Source organism: Pantoea dispersa (assembly GCF_019890955.1).
GTDB classification, from domain to species: domain Bacteria; phylum Pseudomonadota; class Gammaproteobacteria; order Enterobacterales; family Enterobacteriaceae; genus Pantoea; species Pantoea dispersa.
Map to the genome: position 1 here is coordinate 540,411 of NZ_CP082347.1, position 19,048 is coordinate 559,458.

Annotated in this window: 17 protein-coding genes; 6 read left to right on the top strand and 11 right to left on the bottom strand. The window is 60.4% G+C overall.

Annotated features, from left to right (window positions below):
• Nucleotides 1-299 precede the first annotated feature (299 nt).
• Nucleotides 300-1,724 (bottom strand): hypothetical protein, encoded by a 1,425-nt coding sequence (locus tag K7H94_RS21215; RefSeq protein WP_222952163.1) that lies wholly within the window; start codon nucleotides 1,722-1,724, stop codon nucleotides 300-302.
• 184 nt (nucleotides 1,725-1,908) lie between these two features.
• Between K7H94_RS21215 and K7H94_RS21220 the strand changes: the two genes are divergently transcribed.
• Nucleotides 1,909-2,796: an alpha/beta hydrolase gene (locus K7H94_RS21220; protein ID WP_222952164.1), complete on the top strand. Its 888-nt coding sequence runs from the start codon at nucleotides 1,909-1,911 to the stop codon at nucleotides 2,794-2,796.
• An 8-nt stretch (nucleotides 2,797-2,804) separates the two neighbouring features.
• Here the strand turns inward: K7H94_RS21220 and K7H94_RS21225 are convergent, their stop codons facing one another.
• Nucleotides 2,805-4,007: a lactonase family protein gene (locus K7H94_RS21225; protein ID WP_420874733.1), complete on the bottom strand. Its 1,203-nt coding sequence runs from the start codon at nucleotides 4,005-4,007 to the stop codon at nucleotides 2,805-2,807.
• A 280-nt stretch (nucleotides 4,008-4,287) separates the two neighbouring features.
• On the opposite strand from K7H94_RS21225, the gene K7H94_RS21230 reads away from it, so the two are divergent.
• Nucleotides 4,288-4,926 carry a LysE family translocator gene (locus K7H94_RS21230; protein WP_222952166.1) on the top strand — a complete coding sequence of 213 codons (639 nt, stop codon included), beginning with the start codon at nucleotides 4,288-4,290 and terminating at the stop codon, nucleotides 4,924-4,926.
• 113 nt (nucleotides 4,927-5,039) lie between these two features.
• Here the strand turns inward: K7H94_RS21230 and K7H94_RS21235 are convergent, their stop codons facing one another.
• From K7H94_RS21235 to K7H94_RS21250, 4 genes are all read right to left on the bottom strand, one after another.
• On the bottom strand, nucleotides 5,040-5,840 hold the full coding sequence (locus K7H94_RS21235) for an inositol monophosphatase family protein (RefSeq protein WP_021508951.1): 801 nt from the start codon (nucleotides 5,838-5,840) through the stop codon (nucleotides 5,040-5,042).
• A 14-nt stretch (nucleotides 5,841-5,854) separates the two neighbouring features.
• Nucleotides 5,855-6,916 carry an ABC transporter ATP-binding protein gene (locus K7H94_RS21240; RefSeq protein WP_021508950.1) on the bottom strand — a complete coding sequence of 354 codons (1,062 nt, stop codon included), beginning with the start codon at nucleotides 6,914-6,916 and terminating at the stop codon, nucleotides 5,855-5,857.
• Nucleotides 6,913-9,135 carry an ABC transporter permease gene (locus K7H94_RS21245; RefSeq protein ID WP_058781082.1) on the bottom strand — a complete coding sequence of 741 codons (2,223 nt, stop codon included), beginning with the start codon at nucleotides 9,133-9,135 and terminating at the stop codon, nucleotides 6,913-6,915. The genes K7H94_RS21240 and K7H94_RS21245 overlap by 4 nt, the downstream gene beginning before the upstream one ends.
• An 89-nt stretch (nucleotides 9,136-9,224) precedes the next feature.
• On the bottom strand, nucleotides 9,225-10,253 hold the full coding sequence (locus K7H94_RS21250) for an ABC transporter substrate-binding protein (RefSeq protein WP_222952167.1): 1,029 nt from the start codon (nucleotides 10,251-10,253) through the stop codon (nucleotides 9,225-9,227).
• 217 nt (nucleotides 10,254-10,470) lie between these two features.
• On the opposite strand from K7H94_RS21250, the gene K7H94_RS21255 reads away from it, so the two are divergent.
• A complete protein-coding gene (locus K7H94_RS21255; protein ID WP_222952168.1) occupies nucleotides 10,471-11,505 on the top strand; it encodes a LacI family DNA-binding transcriptional regulator in 1,035 nt (344 codons plus the stop codon).
• A 1-nt stretch (nucleotide 11,506) separates the two neighbouring features.
• Here the strand turns inward: K7H94_RS21255 and K7H94_RS21260 are convergent, their stop codons facing one another.
• Entirely contained in the window at nucleotides 11,507-12,409 is a 903-nt protein-coding gene (locus K7H94_RS21260; protein ID WP_222952169.1) for a LysR family transcriptional regulator, read from the bottom strand.
• 131 nt (nucleotides 12,410-12,540) lie between these two features.
• On the opposite strand from K7H94_RS21260, the gene K7H94_RS21265 reads away from it, so the two are divergent.
• Nucleotides 12,541-13,233, top strand: a complete 693-nt coding sequence (locus K7H94_RS21265) for an SDR family NAD(P)-dependent oxidoreductase (RefSeq protein WP_058770308.1) — start codon at nucleotides 12,541-12,543, stop codon at nucleotides 13,231-13,233.
• Nucleotides 13,234-13,238: 5 nt separating this feature from the next.
• On the opposite strand, the gene K7H94_RS21270 is transcribed toward K7H94_RS21265, so the two are convergent.
• Nucleotides 13,239-14,168, bottom strand: coding sequence for a LysR family transcriptional regulator (locus K7H94_RS21270; protein ID WP_222952170.1), 930 nt, complete (start codon nucleotides 14,166-14,168; stop codon nucleotides 13,239-13,241).
• Nucleotides 14,169-14,247: 79 nt separating this feature from the next.
• On the opposite strand from K7H94_RS21270, the gene K7H94_RS21275 reads away from it, so the two are divergent.
• Both K7H94_RS21275 and K7H94_RS21280 read left to right on the top strand, forming a co-directional pair.
• Nucleotides 14,248-15,069, top strand: coding sequence for an MBL fold metallo-hydrolase (locus K7H94_RS21275; RefSeq protein WP_222952171.1), 822 nt, complete (start codon nucleotides 14,248-14,250; stop codon nucleotides 15,067-15,069).
• Between the two features lie 3 nt (nucleotides 15,070-15,072).
• Nucleotides 15,073-16,434 (top strand): amidase, encoded by a 1,362-nt coding sequence (locus K7H94_RS21280; protein ID WP_222952172.1) that lies wholly within the window; start codon nucleotides 15,073-15,075, stop codon nucleotides 16,432-16,434.
• On the opposite strand, the gene K7H94_RS21285 is transcribed toward K7H94_RS21280, so the two are convergent.
• From K7H94_RS21285 to K7H94_RS21295, 3 genes are read right to left on the bottom strand one after another with little or no spacing between them, the layout of a single operon-like run.
• Nucleotides 16,409-16,816 carry a DUF2000 family protein gene (locus K7H94_RS21285; protein WP_058770312.1) on the bottom strand — a complete coding sequence of 136 codons (408 nt, stop codon included), beginning with the start codon at nucleotides 16,814-16,816 and terminating at the stop codon, nucleotides 16,409-16,411. The two genes, K7H94_RS21280 and K7H94_RS21285, sit on opposite strands and share 26 nt — an antisense overlap.
• A 35-nt stretch (nucleotides 16,817-16,851) precedes the next feature.
• Nucleotides 16,852-17,709: an AraC family transcriptional regulator gene (locus K7H94_RS21290; protein ID WP_058759029.1), complete on the bottom strand. Its 858-nt coding sequence runs from the start codon at nucleotides 17,707-17,709 to the stop codon at nucleotides 16,852-16,854.
• Between the two features lie 27 nt (nucleotides 17,710-17,736).
• Nucleotides 17,737-19,032, bottom strand: a complete 1,296-nt coding sequence (locus K7H94_RS21295; RefSeq protein ID WP_104187539.1) for an SLC13 family permease — start codon at nucleotides 19,030-19,032, stop codon at nucleotides 17,737-17,739.
• Nucleotides 19,033-19,048 lie beyond the last annotated feature (16 nt).

Here is a 19,048-nt window from a genome sequence, read left to right on the forward strand (position 1 = left end):
TTCTGCCAGGGCAGAGAGCCGTAATTTAATAACAGATTGAGCGCGATGATAATCAGCGGGAATAACAGCGGTAAAGAGCGCGGTTATGCTATATCCGGCAAACGGCATGCAGAAAGAGAATAAAGAATTTATCAGGGATAAGAAGGCGTTAGCGGGCGCGGAGATACAAGGTTATTACGCTGAGTGACACGGGTGAATAATCTTAAGTATTAATTCCGCTATCGATAGTGATAAATGACATTATTGTTTTATTGCGCCATGGGCTGGCGCAATAAAGTGGGCATTACGTTATCCTGGTATTACGCCTGCGCCAGATACATCGCCGGGGAGTAGTGGCGCGTCGATTCACTCTTCTCACTGTGCGGTGTGCTGGTGCTGTCAATCAGCTTCGCCAGCTGATAGGTCTTCACCGTTTCCTGCTGCGTCAGCTGCCGGGCGAAACGGGCGGTGAGATTGCCCTGCGCATCCTGCGTCACCTCAGTGGTGCTGCGCGTTTCATCGTGAATCTGGTGGTAGTGATAGTTTTGTGACTCTTTGGTTTCATTGAGCGCCAGCGGCGAACTGGCGCTTAGCGCGGTATGAAAACTGGCGTTTAGCTTAAACAGGGTTTCCTGCGTCATGCGCTGCGTATCGCCGTTCTTCTGCTGGCTGCTGCGCTGCGCCACATCCAGAGCGAAAGTATCTTCTTCTTCCGGCTTCAGCGGATTGCTGGAGCGCGCCGTCTGGTGATAGCTGGCCGAGAAATCCGCCAGGCCGCTGATGGCACCGGCCTGCGCCGCATGCGCGCCTACGGTGATCGCCTGCGGGGTGCGCATCGCCACGCCGGCCGCCGCGCTGGTGCTGTTTAAGGTCTCGAAACCCTGCTTAAACAGTGCCAGCGCCGCGCGATCGCCGTGACCGCGCGAAGCGGCCTGATCAAATTTCGCGCTCCACTGCGCCAGGGCGCTCTGCTGCTGACCGGCGTTGCTGGCCTGCGCCAGGCTGCGCATGTCCGTCGTCAGTTTGAAACTGGCGTCGGCATTATGGAAACCCAGCCAGCGTGAACCCGGGTCGGCATGCAGATTCAGCGACTGCATCACTTCGCCGCTGCGACGCAGGTCGGTTTTCAGATCAACGCTGGCCAGCTGGTTACTGTCAAAACTGAGCAGGTCACCGACATCCAGTTTACCGTTGCCGTTATCCAGCCCGCTCAGGGTTTTCTCCAGCGCGCCAGAAAGTTTGGCAATTGCCGCAGCTTCGTCATCGCTCAGCTTACCGTGAGTGGTTTTCAGTGCCACCGCTACGCCATCCTGCTGCCGCGTCATCTGCAGAGTCAGGCTCACGCCGGACTGAGTGGTAATCTCCAGTGCCACCGCGCTCTGCGTGTCAGTTTGCGCGCCGCCGCTGGCCGGTACGCTGATGGTGACATCGTCACGCTGCTGCGTCAGTGCGCTCAGCAGCGCGCTGCCAATGCCGTTCATGCTGACGCCCGAGCTGCGCAGCGCACCCATCGCCTGCGTCTGCATATCAGGCGATAGAAGCGTGCTGGCGGTGACGCGCGCCGGTGTCATCTGGTACACCGCAGAGATGGCGTCGGTGGCTTCGCTAAAGGTGACTTTCGCTGAGGCGTCTGCCGTCAGACTATTTTGCCGGGTCGCATTGCTTGCCGTGCTGCTGGTCACGCGTGCGCTGGCGCTGCTGAGATGGAGCGGTGAGAAACTACCCGGTCCGATACCGTTAATCATCCTGACTATCCTCGCTGGTATTATACCGCTAAGTTATCGGCGATCCTGACGAAATCTTTACACTTCCGCACGGCGCATGACGGTGCAAAATGGTTGTTGAAATTAATAATCATTATCACTAATCTGTCTGGCGCTTTCGCTGTGACACGGAAGTAATTGACTCGCCAGCTAGTAAGGAAGCGCCATGATTTATCGCTTTATCATTCCGCTGTTCACCCTGCTGAGCCTGCTGCTCAATCCGGCTGTCGGTTTCGCCCGGCCTGATATGACGCCGCTCGGACCCAATATTGCCGACAAAGGCTCTGCCTGGTATCGCTTCACTGTTAACACTTTTGATTCCGCTGACGGCCAGCGCCACTACAAGGTGTGGACGGCGGTGCCACGTAAACCGGCACCGGCCACAGGTTACGCGGCGCTGTATATGCTGGATGGCAACGCCGTGATGAACCATCTCAGCGAAGCACTGTTGCAGAAGCTGGCGGCAGGCAACCCGCCGGTGCTGGTGGCGGTAGGCTATCAGACCCCGCTGCCGTTCGATCTCGCTGCGCGCACGCTGGATTACACCCCGCCGCAGCAGGTGCAGGATCGTCGCGGCCGCCCAGCCGGCGGCAGTGCCGCCTTCCGCCAGTTGCTGGAACAGACTATCGCGCCGCGTGCCGAACAGCATCTGCCGATCAATGCGCAGCAGCGTGCGCTGTGGGGCCACTCTTACGGCGGGCTGTTTGTGCTGGACAGCTACTTGACCTCCGGATTTTTCCAGCACTATTTTGCCGCCAGTCCTTCCCTGCGCGGCGACGCAACGCTGTTGCAGCAAATGGCGGCGGTGACGCCCGCATCGTTTAAGCAGAAGCAGCTGGTGCTGATGGAAGGCAACGGCGAATCACGTCCCGGCGTCAGCGATGTGCTGAGCCGGATTCGCACCACCCTCGACGGCATGCAGGAGAACGGCCTGGCGGCTCGCTTCCAGCTGTTTCCCGGGCTCAGTCACGGCCAGATGTTTCCGGCCTCGCTGGAAAGCGCGCTGTCGGCTATGGCGGAAGACGGTGCGCCGTCACGCGCACCGGATGAGTGAAAGGGCAGCTAGTTAAAGAATTTGATGTCGGTTGGCGTTGCCAGCTTCGCCGCCACACCGCGCGCGCTCAGCTTGCCGCTGTGCGCATCAAAATCAAACAGCGTAATGGTGTTGGTAAACACGTTGGTGACATAGAGGTGTTTACCGCTGTTATCAAACGCCAGCGCGCGCGGCTCAATACCGTCGGCGGCATAGCGCTGTGCATCTGTCAGGCTGCCATCGGCGGCAATCTTAAACACCAGCAGATGATTGTCAGATCCGCGGTTAGCGGCAATCAGGAATTTACCCTGCGGGCTGAGAATGATGCCGCCGCCGCTTTTGTAGGCGGCGCTGCTGTTTTGCGTATTCAGCGCCACCTGTGCCTGCCGTTCCAGCCGGTCATCAGTGACGCGGAACACCACGATTTCGCCCGCCATTTCAGTAATCACATAAGCGTGTTTACCGTCGGCGGAGAACACCATGTGGCGCGGACCCGCACCTGGCGCAAAGCTCACATCACGGCTGGTATCCGCCTGCAGCGGCTCCCGCCGATCCGCGTGGTAGCGATAGGCGTGCAGTTTGTCGTCACCGAGATCGGCCGCATACAGATAGCGACCATCATGGGTAAAGGTGGTGGAGTGCGCATGGCCGCCATCCTGCCGATCTTTTACCACGCCGCTCCCCTCGCTGAACGCGAAATGCTGGACCTGTTCGCCCAGCTTGCCGTCCGACGCAATCGGGAACACCGTTACCCCTGCTCCGCCTTTCGCCACCGAATAGTTGGCGACAAACAGGAATTTGCCGTCCGGGCTGAGAGTGGCGTGCGTCGGCTGCTCGCCGTGGCTGTCGACCTGATTCAGCACCTGCACTGCGCCCTGTTTATCGATCGCCAGCGCGGTAACGGCACCGGCATTTTCCTCATTGGTGGTATAAGCAAACCGCCCGTCGCGTGATTTAACGATCCACGACGGGCTTTTCATCCTGATCACCTCCAGCGGCTTGAGCGTCCCGTCGCTGTTGACCTGCATGCGATACAAACCTTCACTGGGTCGATCCGGCTTTTGTACCGCAGGGGCATCCGGAATACTGGTCCAGGTGCCGACTAATGCTGTTTGATGATGTTCCGTGTTCTGCGCCATAGCACTCCCCGCCAGAGTCAATAGAGCCAGTGATATTGCCACGGTTAAGTTTGTTGCTAAACCGCCTGTTGCCGGTTTTGGGTATCCACTCATTGTCTTTCCACCATAATCGGAATTTTCACGGGCCTGCGCCCAAACCAGGTTGATTTTTTTGTATTGAAACGGACGTTGTTAACGTCTCGTTAACGACTATAGTGGCATTCCCTGCGCACAAAGCTGCGCAGGCCGATCGGCTTCACAAATCGGTTTATTTAATTGTGCCTTTGCTAATAGGTCATAGCGTTTGGTTATGGATGGCAGGAAGCAGTGTAAAAAGCCCCGGCACGCATGCTTTAATCTTTCCTTTACCGAACTCAGGGATGGTCACGACGTTATGCTGCCGTTTTCTAATGGTTTTTTATTGAGTTTATCGCTGTGTCTGGATATCGGACTCGCCAACATCGCCATGCTGACGCTGGCGATGCAGCGCGGTTATCTGCACGGTTTCTGGCTGGGCATGGGCACCTGCGTAGGCGATTTAATTTACGCCTTGCTGGCGATGGCTGGCATGGCGGTGATACTGCAGTTTACGCCGGTGCGCTGGTTGCTATGGATTGGCGGCGGCATCTTGCTGTTGTGGTTTGCCGCTAAAATGCTTTACGCCGCGCTGGCCAAAAAAATCGATATTCCCACGGCTGAAACCCAGCCTTATCGTTCACTGCTGCGCGAATTTCGGCGCGGCATCGTGCTGGCGATGTCGTCACCGACGGCGATTCTGTGGTTCGCCAGCGTGGGCGGCGCGCTGATAGCCCGTATCGGCCACAGTGATGCCGGAGCAACTTCGTGGTTTCTCAGCGGGTTTTTCCTCGCCGGGGTGGTGTGGACCTGTGTGATCTGCCTGATCGGCAGCATGGGCGGAAAGCTGTTAGGCGAGCGCCTGCTGAAATATTCGTATCTCGCCTCAGCGCTGATTTTCTGTTATTTCGCGGTGTATGTGATTTGGTCGGGATACCGCGAGTTCGTGGCGGTTTAAGTCACCACGTAACCGTTAAAAATCAGCGATTATCCAGTAACGACAGCGCAAGCGTTGTAAGGTCGCCATGGATGGCGACCCGGAAAACGCCGCGCGGCCGTGAAATGCACCACTTAAACGCCGGCAATCCGCCTCAGCTCTGCCTGCGCACCCGGCGCCACCGCCAGCACCTGCGCGCCTTTTAACAGCCGATCGCCCTCGGTGTTAAACGGGTGATACCAGCCGCCGGCCTCTTTCACCAGACAGTAACCGGCCAGGCAATCCCACGCGTGCATATAGGGTTCGAAATAGCCCACCACGCGTCCGGCTGCCACCCACGCCAGCATCAGCGCACCAGATCCGATACGGATAAAGTTGCCCCCCGCTGCCAGCAGTGACGCCAGCAGGCGGCCCACCTCTTCCGGGCTGACATAGCTATTAGCGCCAAAGCCGGTCACGTGATTTTGCAGCGTACGTGACGGATCCACCTGCAAACGGCGGCCATTCAGCGTTGCGCCCTGGCCGAGCGCGGCGACGTAGCACTCCTGATAGGTCGGCGCAAAGATCACGCCAATCACCGGTACGCCGTCATGCAGCACCGCAACGGAAACACACCAGTTTGGCATACCGTTGAGGAACGGGCTGGTACCGTCAATCGGATCGACCACCCAGGTATAGCCTGACGTGCCAGGCTGCAGGCCGTACTCCTCGCCAAGAAAACCGTCGTCCGGGAAGCTGGCGCGAATCTGCTGGTCGATCATCTGTTCCACCTCGCGGTCAGCGCGTGATACCACATCCTGCAGGTCGTGCTTGGTTTCGACCACCAGCGTGTCACGCTGATTGAAGTAGGCCAGCGCCTTCTCCCCGCCCGCCCGCGCGACGCGTTCGGCCAGCAGCAGACGCGATTGCAGCGCGTCATTTTTCGTATCACTCATGCGTTATCCTTAAATTAACCGGCAATCAGGGCCAGACCCTGAGGTTTAAAATCAATCGCCACCCGTGCGGCCAGCGGCAGCTGCTGCTCCATCTGCGCATCGACGATAAACAGCGAGCCCAGTTCCGTGTTGACCTCGTATTCGATGTGATCGCCCAGCCAGGTGGCATGCGTCACCTCGCCGCGCAGTGCGCCTTCAGCACCGCTGTGCAGGGTAATGAACTGTGGTCTGACCGACAGCTGCGCGGATCCGGTCGCAACGCCGTTACCGCGTACGCGATAGCGCTGCCTGCCGAGTCGCACCAGCGCTTCGCTGCCTTCTACCTGTTCGACTTCGCACGGCAGAATATTGGCTTCGCCCATAAAGTCAGCGATGAACACCGAATTGGGCGCGTGATACAGGCTTTCCGGCGCGCCCTGCTGAGCAATATCGCCCTCTTTCATGACAATAATTTTATCCGACACCGCCAGCGCCTCTTCCTGGTCGTGCGTGACATACACCGCCGTGAAGCCCAGCCGCTGCTGCAAATCACGAATATCCGTGCGCACCCGGCGGCGCAGGCGCTCGTCGAGATTGGAGAGCGGCTCATCCAGCAGCAGCACCTGCGGCTCCAGCACCAGCGCGCGCGCCACCGCAATGCGCTGCTGCTGCCCGCCGGAAAGTTCGGACGGCAGCCGCTGCCCCTGACTCTCCAGCCCGACCAGTTTCAGCCCTTCGCGCGCACGATCCTGCGCTTCCTTTTTGCTCATGCCGGACGATTGCAGGCCGTACATGATGTTGTCGAGCGCACTCATATGCGGAAACAGCGCGTAGGATTGAAACACCATCGCCACGTCGCGCTCGTTGGCTGGCAGATGCGTTACGTCTTTGCCACCAATTAAAATACGCCCCGAAGTCGGATGTTCCAGGCCGGCCAGCAGGCGCAGCGTGGTGGTTTTACCGCAGCCGGAAGGCCCCAGTAGCGTCACCAGCGTACCTGGCTCCACCGTCAGCGATAAATCCGGCAGCGCGGTAAAACCGGCAAAGCGTTTTTCGACGTGTTCAAACACCACGGAACCAGCAGTAATCGCGGTCATACGGCACTCTCCTGAGTTAACGAAGGGGAAGCAGGTGGCGCGGCGACGTCCACCGGGCGCGCCACGCGGCGCAGGCGACGTTCGCCCACCAGCCACTGGAACACGCCAATGATCAGCAGCATCACCACAATCAGTACTGTCGAATAAGCAATGGCGACGCCGTATTCGCCATTCTCCACCAGCCCGACGATGTAGGACGTCGCCATGTTGTACTGAGCGCTGACGAGGAAGATTACCGCGCTGATCGAGGTAATGGCGCGGACAAAGGCATACACCAGCGCCGCGCTTATCGCCGGTTTCAGCAGTGGCAGCACCACTTTGCGCAGCGTGCGGAAACTGCTGGCACCCAGCGTCAGTGACGCTTCATCAAGGCTTTTATCCAGCTGGCTCATCGCTGCGATACCGCCGCGCACGCCGACTGGCATATTGCGGAACACAAAGCAGGCAATCAGGATCATTGCGGTGCCGGTAATCTCCAGCGGCGGCAGGTTATAGGCCATCACGTAACTGACGCCGATCACCGTGCCGGGAATGGCAAAGCTCAGCATCAGCAGGAACTCAAACGTCTGACGACCGGCAAATTTCTGCCGCACGATGAGCCAGGCGGTCAGCAGGCCCACCACGGCGGTGAGCGGTGCGGCAATCAGGGCTATTTCCAGCGTGGTCCAGAACGAGTTCCACGCCACGCCGCTCCACAGCAGATGACCGTCACTGACGCTGACGCGGAAAGCGCGCACGTAGTGTTCGATGGTCAGCGCATCGTTCAGGCCCCACGACTGCACAAAGCCGCCCACCACAATCATGCCGTAGATCACCAGGGTAAACAGACCCCACGGAATCACCATGCCGTACACGCCGTAGCGCAGCAGACGCGGCAGCTGACCATGTTTGCCGCCGTCGCCCTTGCCGGTCACCGTGGCGAAGTTTTTGCCACCCAGCCACAGCCGCTGCAGCACAAAGGCGGCCAGCGTGAAGCACAGCAGGATCATCGCCAGCACCGCGGCGCGACTCGGATCGTTTTGCGCGCCTACCACCGAGAAGAAAATTTCGGTAGAGAGCACGCCGTGACTGCCGCCCAGCACCATCGGATTACCAAAATCGGCCATGCTTTCGATGAAGCTGATCAAAAAGGCATTGGCCAGACCCGGCGCCATCAGCGGCAGCGAAACGCGGCTGAAGGTGCGCCAGCGGTTAGCGCGCAGCGTTTGCGACGCCTCTTCCAGCGACGGACTGACGCCCTCAACCACGCCAATCAGCACCAGAAAGGCAATCGGCGTGAACGACAGCACCTGGGCAATCCAGATACCGGTCAGGCCATACAGCCAGCGGCCGGGCTCGATGCCAAACAGCGCCGCCAGATGCTCCGTCACCACGCCCGAGCGACCGAACAGCAAAATCAGCGCCAGACCAATCACGAACGGTGGCGTGATGATTGGCAGAATGGTCAGCATGCGCAGCGCTTTCTTGCAGGGCAGCGGCGTGCGCGTTGCCGCCAGGGCAAAGGCCAGACCCAGCAGCGTCGAACCACTGGCGGTCATCAGCGCCAGCCACAGCGTGCGCCACGCGGTGCCGCAGGTGCCACCTTTCAGGCAGGCAAGGCTCCATATCGACGGGTCCTGCAGATTGCTGATCAAACCGTCCGGTTTGAAACTGCCGTCAACGTCCTGCACCGACACCACAAACATACTGAGCACCGGATAGAGTACGAAGATGCTGACCAGCGCAGTCAGCAGCACCAGCGACGCCACCACAAAGGCGTCGCCTTTCAGCACACCGCGTTCGGCCAGCGCAAACGAGAACAGCAGCAAAAACACGGTCAGCAGCAGGAGTGCGCCAGCGCCCATCGCTGGCTGTCCCTGCGGCAGCGCGCCGAAGCGGTTTTCCAGCCACAGCCAGCTCCAGCCGCTGTAGCCAATCGCGTGCCCTTCCACAATCAGGAAGATCACGCCCAGCGCGCTGAACAGCAGCAGCAACCGGCTGCGTGCGCTGCCGGGCAGTAAACCGCAGGCGGCGCACAGCGCCAGCAGCGCCACGGCGAGCGCCAGCCATGGATGGCTGCCGATCTGCCACAGTGCCGGCGCGCTGGCTTCATCACGCCACAGGTTAAGCAGCCAGCCGCTATCGAAAAAGCCTGCTTCCAGGCTGTACCACGGCAGCAGCAACAGCGCGACGGCGCCCAGCAGCAGCGCGCCTGTCAGACGGCGATTATTTGCGTTCATGTGTTACCTCAATGCGGGATCATCGCGCCATCCTTAGCGCTGTCGGAATCGGTAAGCCGCCGTGAGCGGCAGCGTCCGGCGATGCGGCATTACTGCGCGCTGGCGCCGATCTCTTTATCCCAGCGGCTCAGCAGCGCTTTACGTTTGGCGGAATCGCCGTAGGTTTTGAAGTCATAATCGATCAGTTTGATGTTCTCGAAGCGCGGCGCGTATTCGGAGATCTCTGCACTGCGGTTTGACGGCAGCTGGAGGGATTTGGCCTCTTTCATGTGCGACTGCGCTTCGGCGGTAAGCGCCCAGTCGTACCACACTTTGGCATTGGCCAGATTGCGTGCCCCTTTGACGATCGACATTGAGCCAATCTCATAGCCAGTACCTTCACAGGGCGCGACGGTTTTGATCGGGAAGCCGTCGACTTCCATCGCCACCGCGTCGTGCATAAATACGATGCCAACGGTGGTTTCGCCGCGCGCCGCTGCTTTCACCGGTGCCGAGCCGGATTTGGTGTACTGGGAAATATTGGCGTTGAGCTTTTTCAGGTAATCGAACGCTTTGTCCTCGCCCATGATCTGCACCAGCGTCGCCAGGGTGTTATAGGCGGTGCCGGACGAGTTCGGATTGGCAATCTGAATTTCGCCTTTGAAGGCCGGATCGAGCAAATCAGCCCAGCAGGCTGGCGCTTTGAGCTTTTTATCCGCCAGCAGTTTGGTGTTGTAGCCCCAGCCGAGCGCACCGGCATAAATCCCGACCGTACGGTAACCTGAGTTTTCCGCCTGCTTCTGCGCCCAGTCCTGCTGCTGGTCGAGCAGCGGCGATTTATACGGCTGCGTCAGCCCCTCTTCCGCCGCCTGCATATGCGGATCGCCGGTGCCGGCCCACCAGATGTCGGTGCGCGGGTTACGCGCTTCGCTGCGCAGGCGGGCATAGGCTTCACCCGCTGACAGGCGCACCATGCTGACTTTAATATCCGGATGTGCCTGGCTGAAAATGCGCGTCATGTGTTCGCACACCACCACGTCCGCCGAGCAGACCATATTGAGATTGCCAGCGGCCGTCGCGGCAAACGGCAGCGCGGTGCAACTGAGGGACAGCGCGATGGCCAGTGAGGTGTAGCGCATGATGTTCTCCTTGGTTAGCAGGGTTCCGTGCTTAACAGAGGTTTTTATTTGCACGTGTGTGCAAATTAGTAATGAACAGAAAATAGCCTGTCAAATAGCGCAATCTGCAATTGACAGGCTGTGTCACAAAAATGCAACAAATGTGATCGCAGACAAATTGCACAGCTTTGCAATTTACGGCAGACTGCTTTTCAGCCGTAATTGTGAGGAGTTGAAGATGCAGAATGACAAAGCCGGGGTGAGCGCGCAGGATGTGGCGGATCGCGCGGGCGTGTCGCGTTCGGCGGTGTCGCGCGCCTTTACGCCCGGTGCCAGCGTTTCTGCAGCCACCCGTGCCCGGGTGATGAAAGCGGCGCAGGAGCTGGGCTATCACGTTAACCACCTGGCGCGCGGGCTGGTGCGCAACCGCAGCGGCATCGTCTGCCTGATCGTCTCTGAAATCGCCACGCCTTACCGCGCCACACTGGTGCGCTGGCTGACACAGTTTTTACAGGAAGCGGGCAAAGTGGCGATGCTGATTAATACCGATCGTTCCGACAACAGCGTCTCCGCCGCGCTGCTACAGGCGATTAATTTTCGCGCCGACGCCTCCATCATCCTTTCCGGCATGCCGGATCGCACCATCACCCGCCAGTGCTATCAGCACGGTCAGCGTATCATCCTGATCAACCGCGACGAAGCGCTGCCGGGCTCGCTCAGCATCAACCTCGACGCGCAGGCGGCGGCCGAAACGGCGGTGATGGCGTTTCAGCGCGCCGGCTGCCGTCAGCTGGCGTTCGCCAATTCGCTGGCCGGTACGCCGAGCCTGATCAAACGTGAAACGGCGTTTATCGCCGTGGCGGAGCGCGCCGGACTGACGGTCAGCGTGGAGCGATTCGGCACCACCTCGTATGAGAGCGGTCAGATCCTGGCGCATCGCCTGCTGACGCGTCATCAGCGCCCGGACGCAGTGTTCTGCGTCACCGACCTGATGGCCTGCGGTTTCATGGATGAAGCGCGCCACCGTTTCCAGCTGCGCGTACCGGAGGATTTGTGCCTGATTGGCTACGACAATATCGCGCAGGCTGGCTGGTCCTCTTACAATCTCACCACCTTCGCCCAGCCGGTGGAGCGCTTTGCCCGCGACGCCATCGCCTGGCTGACGCAGACCGAGCAGGCGGAAAGTGGTTTTACGCCGCAGAGTGAGCAGCAGCACGACATGCTACTGTATCAGGCTGATGTGGTATGGCGCGGATCGGTGCGCGGCGGCTGATCTAAGCGCGGCATACCTGCCGCACCGTGTCACGCAACCAGCGGTGTGCGGCATCCTGCTCCAGCCGCGGATGCCACAACTGTGACACCGTCACCTCTGGCGTGGCAAACGGTAATTCAAACATCGCAAACGCCGGATTATCTTTGATAAGCGGATGGTGCAGGCACAGCGTATGCGGCACCAGCGCCAGCCAGTCGCTGTGCAGCGTGAGCGCGACGGCAGTGGAAAAAGCGGGTACCACGGCGGCCACCTGGCGGGTAAAACCGGCGGCGAGCAGTGCCTCATGCACCGGCCCGCCCAGCTCACCACGCCTTGACGCCACGATGTGACCATATGCGGCCAGCTGCGGCAACGTTACGTCCGCGAGTAACGGATGCCCGGCGCGCACCACGCCGACGAAGCGATCGCGAAACAGCGCCTGCAGCCGAATCTCCGGTCCCATATTGCCCAGAACACCAATCTCCAGATCGACGTCGCCGCTGCGCAGCGGTTGATCATTTTTCTCTGCTTTCGGCATAAAACGCAGCTGCACGCCCGGCGCCTGTGCGCGGACTGCGGCGATCAGCGCGCTGCCAAACGCTTCGACAAATCCTTCGTTGGTACGCAGCGTGAAGTGGCGCTGCAGCTCGACGGCAGCAAAGCGTTGCGCGGGTGGACTCAGCAGCGCCTGCGTGTCCTGCAAAGTGGCATGCACCTGGCCGCGCAGCGCTTCGGCGTGTGGCGTCAGCACCATCACGCGCCCGGCGCGCACCAGCAGCGCATCGCCGGTGGCGGCACGCAGTCGCCCCAGCGTGCGGCTCATCGCTGACTCGCTCATCCCCAGACGACGCGCAGCGCCCACTACGCTGCCTTCACTGAGCAGCGCGTCAAGCGCAGGGAGTAAATTCAAATCGACGCTATTCATCGCATTATCCTTATTGATTGAGCGCCATCTGGCAAGGCGTTTGCTGCAGGTTATCTATGCAGATGCTGCGCGTTCCGCCTGTTGTCATGCAAGGGTAGACTTTTCACTCACCCCAAAACCAGGAGAGGGTCATGAACAAGGCTTCCCGTGCTTTATTGATTGGTGCTTCACGCGGCCTCGGCTTCGCGCTGGCGGAGAATATGCTGCAGCGTGGCTATCAGGTGGTGGCGACCGGCCGCCAGCACTCCCTTCACGCGCTGCAACAGCTGGCGCAGCGCTACCCGCAGCAGCTGACGGTGGAGAGCGTGGACATCACCGTGCCAGCAGAGGTCAACGCCCTGCATCTGCGGCTAAGCGGCCAGCAGTTCGATCTGCTGCTGGTCAACGCGGGCGTGAAAAATGACGATCGCGAAACCCTTGCCGATGTGTCGACGGAAGAGTTTATTCGCGTAATGGTAACCAACGCGCTGAGCCCGCTGCGCGTGCTGGAAACCTTCAGAAACAACGTCAGCGCGCATGGCACGCTGGCGGTGATGTCCTCCGGCCAGGGCAGTCTCACCAACAACACCCATGGCAACTACGAGGTGTATCGCGGCAGTAAAGCGGCGCTGAATATGTTTATGCGCAGCTTTGCCGCGCGTCACGACGATGCACGCACGCTACTGCTGCTGGCCCCCGGCTGGGTGCGCACCGACATGGGTGGTGCCGGGGCGCGACTGAGCATTGAGGAGAGCATCCCGAATCTGCTCAACACGGTGGAAAGCCAGACCGGACGCGGCGGCCTGCACTATCTCGATTACCTCGGCCGCGTAGTGCCGTGGTAAGCGTTTCACGCCAGCTTGCGTTCGATCAGCTGACGCAGCGTGGCGCGCAGCCAGCGGTGCGCCGGGTCTTCGGCCCGGGCGTTATGCCACAGCAGCGAAAGTGCATAATCCGGCATGCCGATCGGCACCGCCGCCGTACTCAGCGCATAGCGCTGTTGCCATGCCTGCACCAGTCCCTGCGGAACGGTCGCGAACAGCGGCAGACGCTGCAACATTAGCGGTAACACCGAGAAGTGCGGCGTGACATAACGCACGCGGCGCGTCAGCCCCTCGCGGGCTAACGCGGCGTCCAGCGCACTTTCACTCACGCCACGATAGGAGACCAGCGCATGCTGATACTGCACGAACTGCGCCAGCGTCAGCGGTGGCGCAAGGTCAATTTGTCCGCGATGCCATACCGTGCGGAAGCCGGCGCGCGCAATGTGCTCCCGCGTAAGATCGTGACTGGTTTCCTCTCCGACGGTCACCACCACGTCAGCCTGCTGCTGCTCCATCAGCGGAATGGCCTGCCACGGATCGGCAGCCACCACCCGGATATCAATATTCGGGGCCGAGGCGGCCAGCTGCAGCAGTAAATCGGGCATCAGCCAGTGCTCGAGCCAGTCGCTCATGCCGAGCGTAAAACTGCGGCTATCGTGCGCGGCATCAAAGCGATCGGCAGTGAAAATAACGCGATGGACGCTCTGCAGCAGCGGTGCGATCTGCCGCACCAGCTGCTCTGCGCGCGGCGTGGGCGTCATGCCTTGCGAGGAACGCACGAACAGCGCATCGTCAAACATTGCCCGCAGTCTTTTTAATGCCGCGCTGACCGCCGGCTGCCCCAGATAAAGCCGGTTTGCCGCCTGGGTAACGCTGCGCACGTCATACATGACCAGCAGCACAATCAATAAGTTAAGGTCGATTTTGCTGAAATCATTTTCATTGATGCTTTTCATGATTTTAATCGATTTAAATAATGAAACATCCCTCAGTATAGTGACCTGCAGTAACAGGCACCACGCTTTAGGAGGCAATATGACCCTGCACATAGGTGAATGCAGCATTGATAAAGTGATCGAGCAGACCAGCTCACTCCCCTTCGCTGCGCTGTTTCCGGCACACCGCGAGACGATGAGCGACACGCTGGCACAGCAGCCGGCAGAGCTATCCATCCATAGCTGGGTGGTGCGCACCGCTCGCGACACCATCGTGATTGATACCGCAACGGGCAATGGCCGAAACCGCGATAACAAGCCGCTGTTTCACCAGCTGCAAACCGCGTGGCCGCAACGTCTGGCCGAAGCGGGCGTCGACCCTGATGAAGTGACGCTGGTGCTGATGACGCATATCCACACCGATCACGTCGGCTGGAATACCTGCTGGCGCGCTGGCCGCTGGCAGCCGATGTTTCGTCATGCGCGTTACATCTGTTCATCGCGTGAACTGGCGCAGTGCCGCAGCATGCCGTCGATGCAGGCGCTGTATCACGATAGCCTTGCGCCGCTGCTGGCGAGCGGACAGCTGGTAACCATTGATGTGCAGCACTCCCCGCTGTTTGCCGGTGTGCTGCGCTATATGCCGACGCCGGGCCACAGCGTCGATCACGCTTCAATTGTGCTGCAAAGCGCCGGTGCCCACGCGGTATTTAGCGGTGATGTGATGCATCATCCAGTTCAGTTTGCACATCCGCAATGGAACTCAGTTTTTTGTGAGGATTTACCACGCGCCGTAACGTCACGTCAGTTACTGATAGACTGGTGCATCCGCCATCAGGCACTCTGGTGCAGCTCTCACTTTGCCGGCAGTTCGTGCGGCCGGGTTTCGCCAGAGCGGCAATGGATTCCTGTGGAGGCCTGAACCATGCAATACGCTGATTACCTCACCTCGTCGCTGGGGGATATGCAACAGGCGCTGGCCCAGCGCCGGGTGAGCGCACGCCAGCTCACCACATTTGCGCTGCAGCGCATTGCTGACGTAGATCAGCCGCGCTACAACGCCATCAGCTGGCTGTTTGCCGATGACGCGCTGGCTGCGGCCGCTGCCAGCGATGCCGCACGGCAGCAGAATGCGCCAGTTGGCCCGCTGGCCGGTATTCCGCTGCTGATTAAAGACAACATTGAAGTCAAAGGCTGGCCGACCAGTGCCGGTTCGGCGCTGCTGCGCGACGTGATTGCCAGCGAGGATGCACCGCTGGTTACGGCTCTGCGTCAGGCTGGCGCAATCCTCATCGGCAAAACCACCATGCATGAACTGGCGGCAGGCATCACCGGCGCGTCGTCGCTGAGTGGCTTCACCCATAATGCCTGGCAGCAAGGCCGTTCTCCGGGAGGTTCAAGCAGCGGTTCAGCCGTGGCGGTCGCCGCAGGCTTCGTGCCGCTGGCGATAGGCAGTGATACCGCCGGTTCGGTGCGCATTCCGGCCGCATTCAATGGCCTGTTCGGCTTACGTATGACGCGCGGTGCACTGAGCAGCGCTGGCATCGTGCCGCTGTCGCCCACCCAGGATATCCCCGGACCGCTGGTGCGCCACGCGGCTGATTTGCGGCTGATCAGTGAAATACTCACGGGCCAGCATTTTTCCCGTCCCGACCGGCCGTTGCGCATCGGCATCTGGCAGGAAGGATTTGCCGCAGAGGAAACGGAGATTAACCAGGCGGTGCAGGACGCTGTGGCACCGTTTCAGCCGCGCATGCTGAGCTGGCCGCAGCTGGAGACGCTGGCGACGGAAGCCAATATTATTGCCTATGAATTTGCCGACGCGCTGGCCGCCTGGCTGGCGGATAAACCGCAGGCACCGCTGCGCACGCTGGCGGCGATTGCCGCGTCAGGACGCTATCATCCCCAGCTGGAGGCCACCTTCAAAACCCGCGCGCAGCATCCCGGCATGCAGAGTGACGGCTATCACGAGGTGCAGCTGCGCCAGCAGAGGCTGTATCAGCAGCTGGCGCAGTTTTTTCAGCAGCAGCAGATCGACCTGCTCGCTTATCCGGTCGTCCGCCATCCGCCGGTGAAGCATGGCGAGTTGCAGCCTGGCAGCAACGCGCTGATCTCAGCCGTTACCGGCGCACCGGCAATCAGCATTCCGGTCGGCCTGAGTACGGAAGGGTTACCCATCGGCCTGGAGCTTCTGGCACTGCGCGACCGGGAAGATGTGCTGTTAAAGGCGGCAGAACAGATTGAACAGGCGCACCCGCCGTTCAACCGTGCAGCGCCAGCCCTTTAATGGCTTTATCCACCGCCTTTTTCGGGCCGCGCAGCGCGATCCCCACCAGGTTGAGATTATCGGCGTCTTCGGCCAGAAACACCGCGCGGTTGGCGGCATCGTGGCCGGTGGAAAACATCGCTTCGACGTAGGGAATCAGCGTTAACTCGCGCTCCACGCCCTGGCGATGCGCCCGTTGCAGGCCGGCTAAATCGGCGGCAAACACCAGCATCGGCTGGCCGGCCATGTTGCCGTACTGACGACCGAGCGCGTCGACGTAAGGTTCACCCATCATCTCCGGCGCGGCTGCCGCAATGCCGGTCGCCAGAAAAGCCACCACATTCAGGCGCTGCCAGGTGGCTAAATCATCACGTACGATCAGGGCAATTTTGGTATCAAACATCTGTCAGAACTCTCCGGTGAGGATTAAAAATCCCATCATCGGATAGCCGGCAGAGAGCGGTATAGAACGTTTGTGCACTGGCGCTGATAGGCGGCGGGCGTCAGGCGATAAGCACGCTGGAACCAGCGGCCAAGATGGCTTTGGTCGGCAAAGCCCACCTGCGCTGCGACCTGCACTGGCTCAACGCCCTGTGCCAGCAGCGCACGCGCGCTACGCAGCCGCAGCCGCACCAGATAGGCATGCGGCGACTGGCCAAACGCCTGCTTAAACTGGCGCGTCAGGCGGAAACGATCAATGCCGGACAGGCGCGACAGATCGTCCAGCCCGATATCCTGCGCCATAAAATCGTGCAGATAATCACGCAGCAGATGCATCTGCCGCTGGGCGTCACTGAGCTGCACGCCGGGTTTATTTTCCAGATGCCGGGACAGCAGCGTGAGCAGATGATCCAGGCTCTGATCGCGCGCCAGCCGCCCTTCCCGCTGATGCACCGCAAACCATGCCTGCTGAATCGCAGAGGCCAGCTGCGCATCATCGGTGAGCGTGGAGCGAAATGCCCCCTGAATATTCGCCACATCGCCCAGCCCGCGGCGCTGCATCATCTCCGCCACCCAGGGTTGCGGCAGATAAAGCATCACATAGGTAAAACCGGCGGCATCGGGCGCGTGACCATCGTGTACCGCGCCCGGCTCAATCAGAATAGCGCGGCCCGGCGTGCTGGTGTGTAGCGCGCGGTGACAGTTAAAGCGCTGCAGCCCCTGCTGCGTCACACCGACCAGCAATTCGTCGTGGTCATGCGGATCGTAAGCGTGGCCGCAGAAGTGCGCGTTAACACTTTCGATGCCCGTCTCCTCATCGCGACGGAAATCAACCCAATCGTTAGTAGCTGACATAGCGAATTCGTGACCTCTGACGGCGTATCAGGCATAGCCTAGCAGCCGGAACCACAGATAATCCAGCGGTAACAGCAGCAGCGCGCTCAGCACAAACACCAGCAGGCACAGCTGCAAACCGGCTCTGGCAGGCACATTCCCCAGCCCCATTGCCACCACGATGGGCGACGCCTGATATGGCAGCAGCGGGGTGGCGTAGGCAAAAACCTGCAACATCACCACGCTCAGTAGCGGAAAGCCCGAAGCGGCAGCCAGCTCCTGCGCCATCGGCGTAACCATCGCCGGCACGCCGTTGGCGGTGAGCACAAAATTCAGCAGCGTCACCAGCGCATTGAGCACGGCAAAATTACTGAATGACGGCGAATCATGCAGCGGCAGCAGGTGAAGCAGTGCATTGGCGATGAGCCGCCCCAGGCCAGAGTCCACCACCACCGTGGCGACGCCGAGAATGCCGGCGATATAGATGCAGGTGCGGAAATTGACGCCGCTGGCAAAATCGTCGCCCGAAAGAAAGCCCACGCGCGGTAACAAACACAGACACGCCGCGGCCAGCCCGACCCACGCAGCAGATAAGCCGTGCAGGCTGTCGGTCATCCACAACAGTAACGTGACGGCAAGTAGGCCAATCAGCCGCCATTCGCGCCCGCTTAGCGCCGGCAATGCTTCCCGCGTTGCCACCGGCTGCGGCTGAGCGCGGAACAGCAGCGTAATGCAGGCAACCAGCAGAATACCTTTGCCCAGCCCCACCACCGGCATGTGCAGCAGCCACCACGGCAGCCATTGCAAATGCAGCTGGTACGCGCTTTCCGCCGCGCCGCTCAGCACCAGGTTTGGTACGTTGGCGGGCAGAATACTGGCAGAGAGTTGAAAGGTGCCGAAGCCCACCGCCAGCGCCAGCCCAATGCTGCCGCGACTGCCCGGCCGGATACCGGCCCGCTCGCCCAGCGCCAGCACCACCGGCATCAGCAGCGCGATGCGTCCCATGTTCGACGGCATCACCAGCGCCAGCAGATAACTCAGCAGCACCGTGCCCGCTACCATCCGCGGCCAGCTCTGGCTGAACGGCACCACCAGCCAGTTGGCCCAGCGTTGGGCAAGGCCCACTTTGCGGATCGCCGCGCCCAGCACAAAACCGCTCAGCACCAGCCAGAACGCTGAGGAGGCAAAACCGCTGAACACGCTACTGGCTGGCGCTATCGACAGCAGCATCGCCGCCGCAAAAAACAGCAGCGCGGTAAGGTATTCCGGCAACCGCGCCAGCGCCCACAGCAAAATTGTGATGCTGACCACCAGCGTGGTCAGCCAGAATGCGGTATCAATCATCGTGCCTGAACTCCCT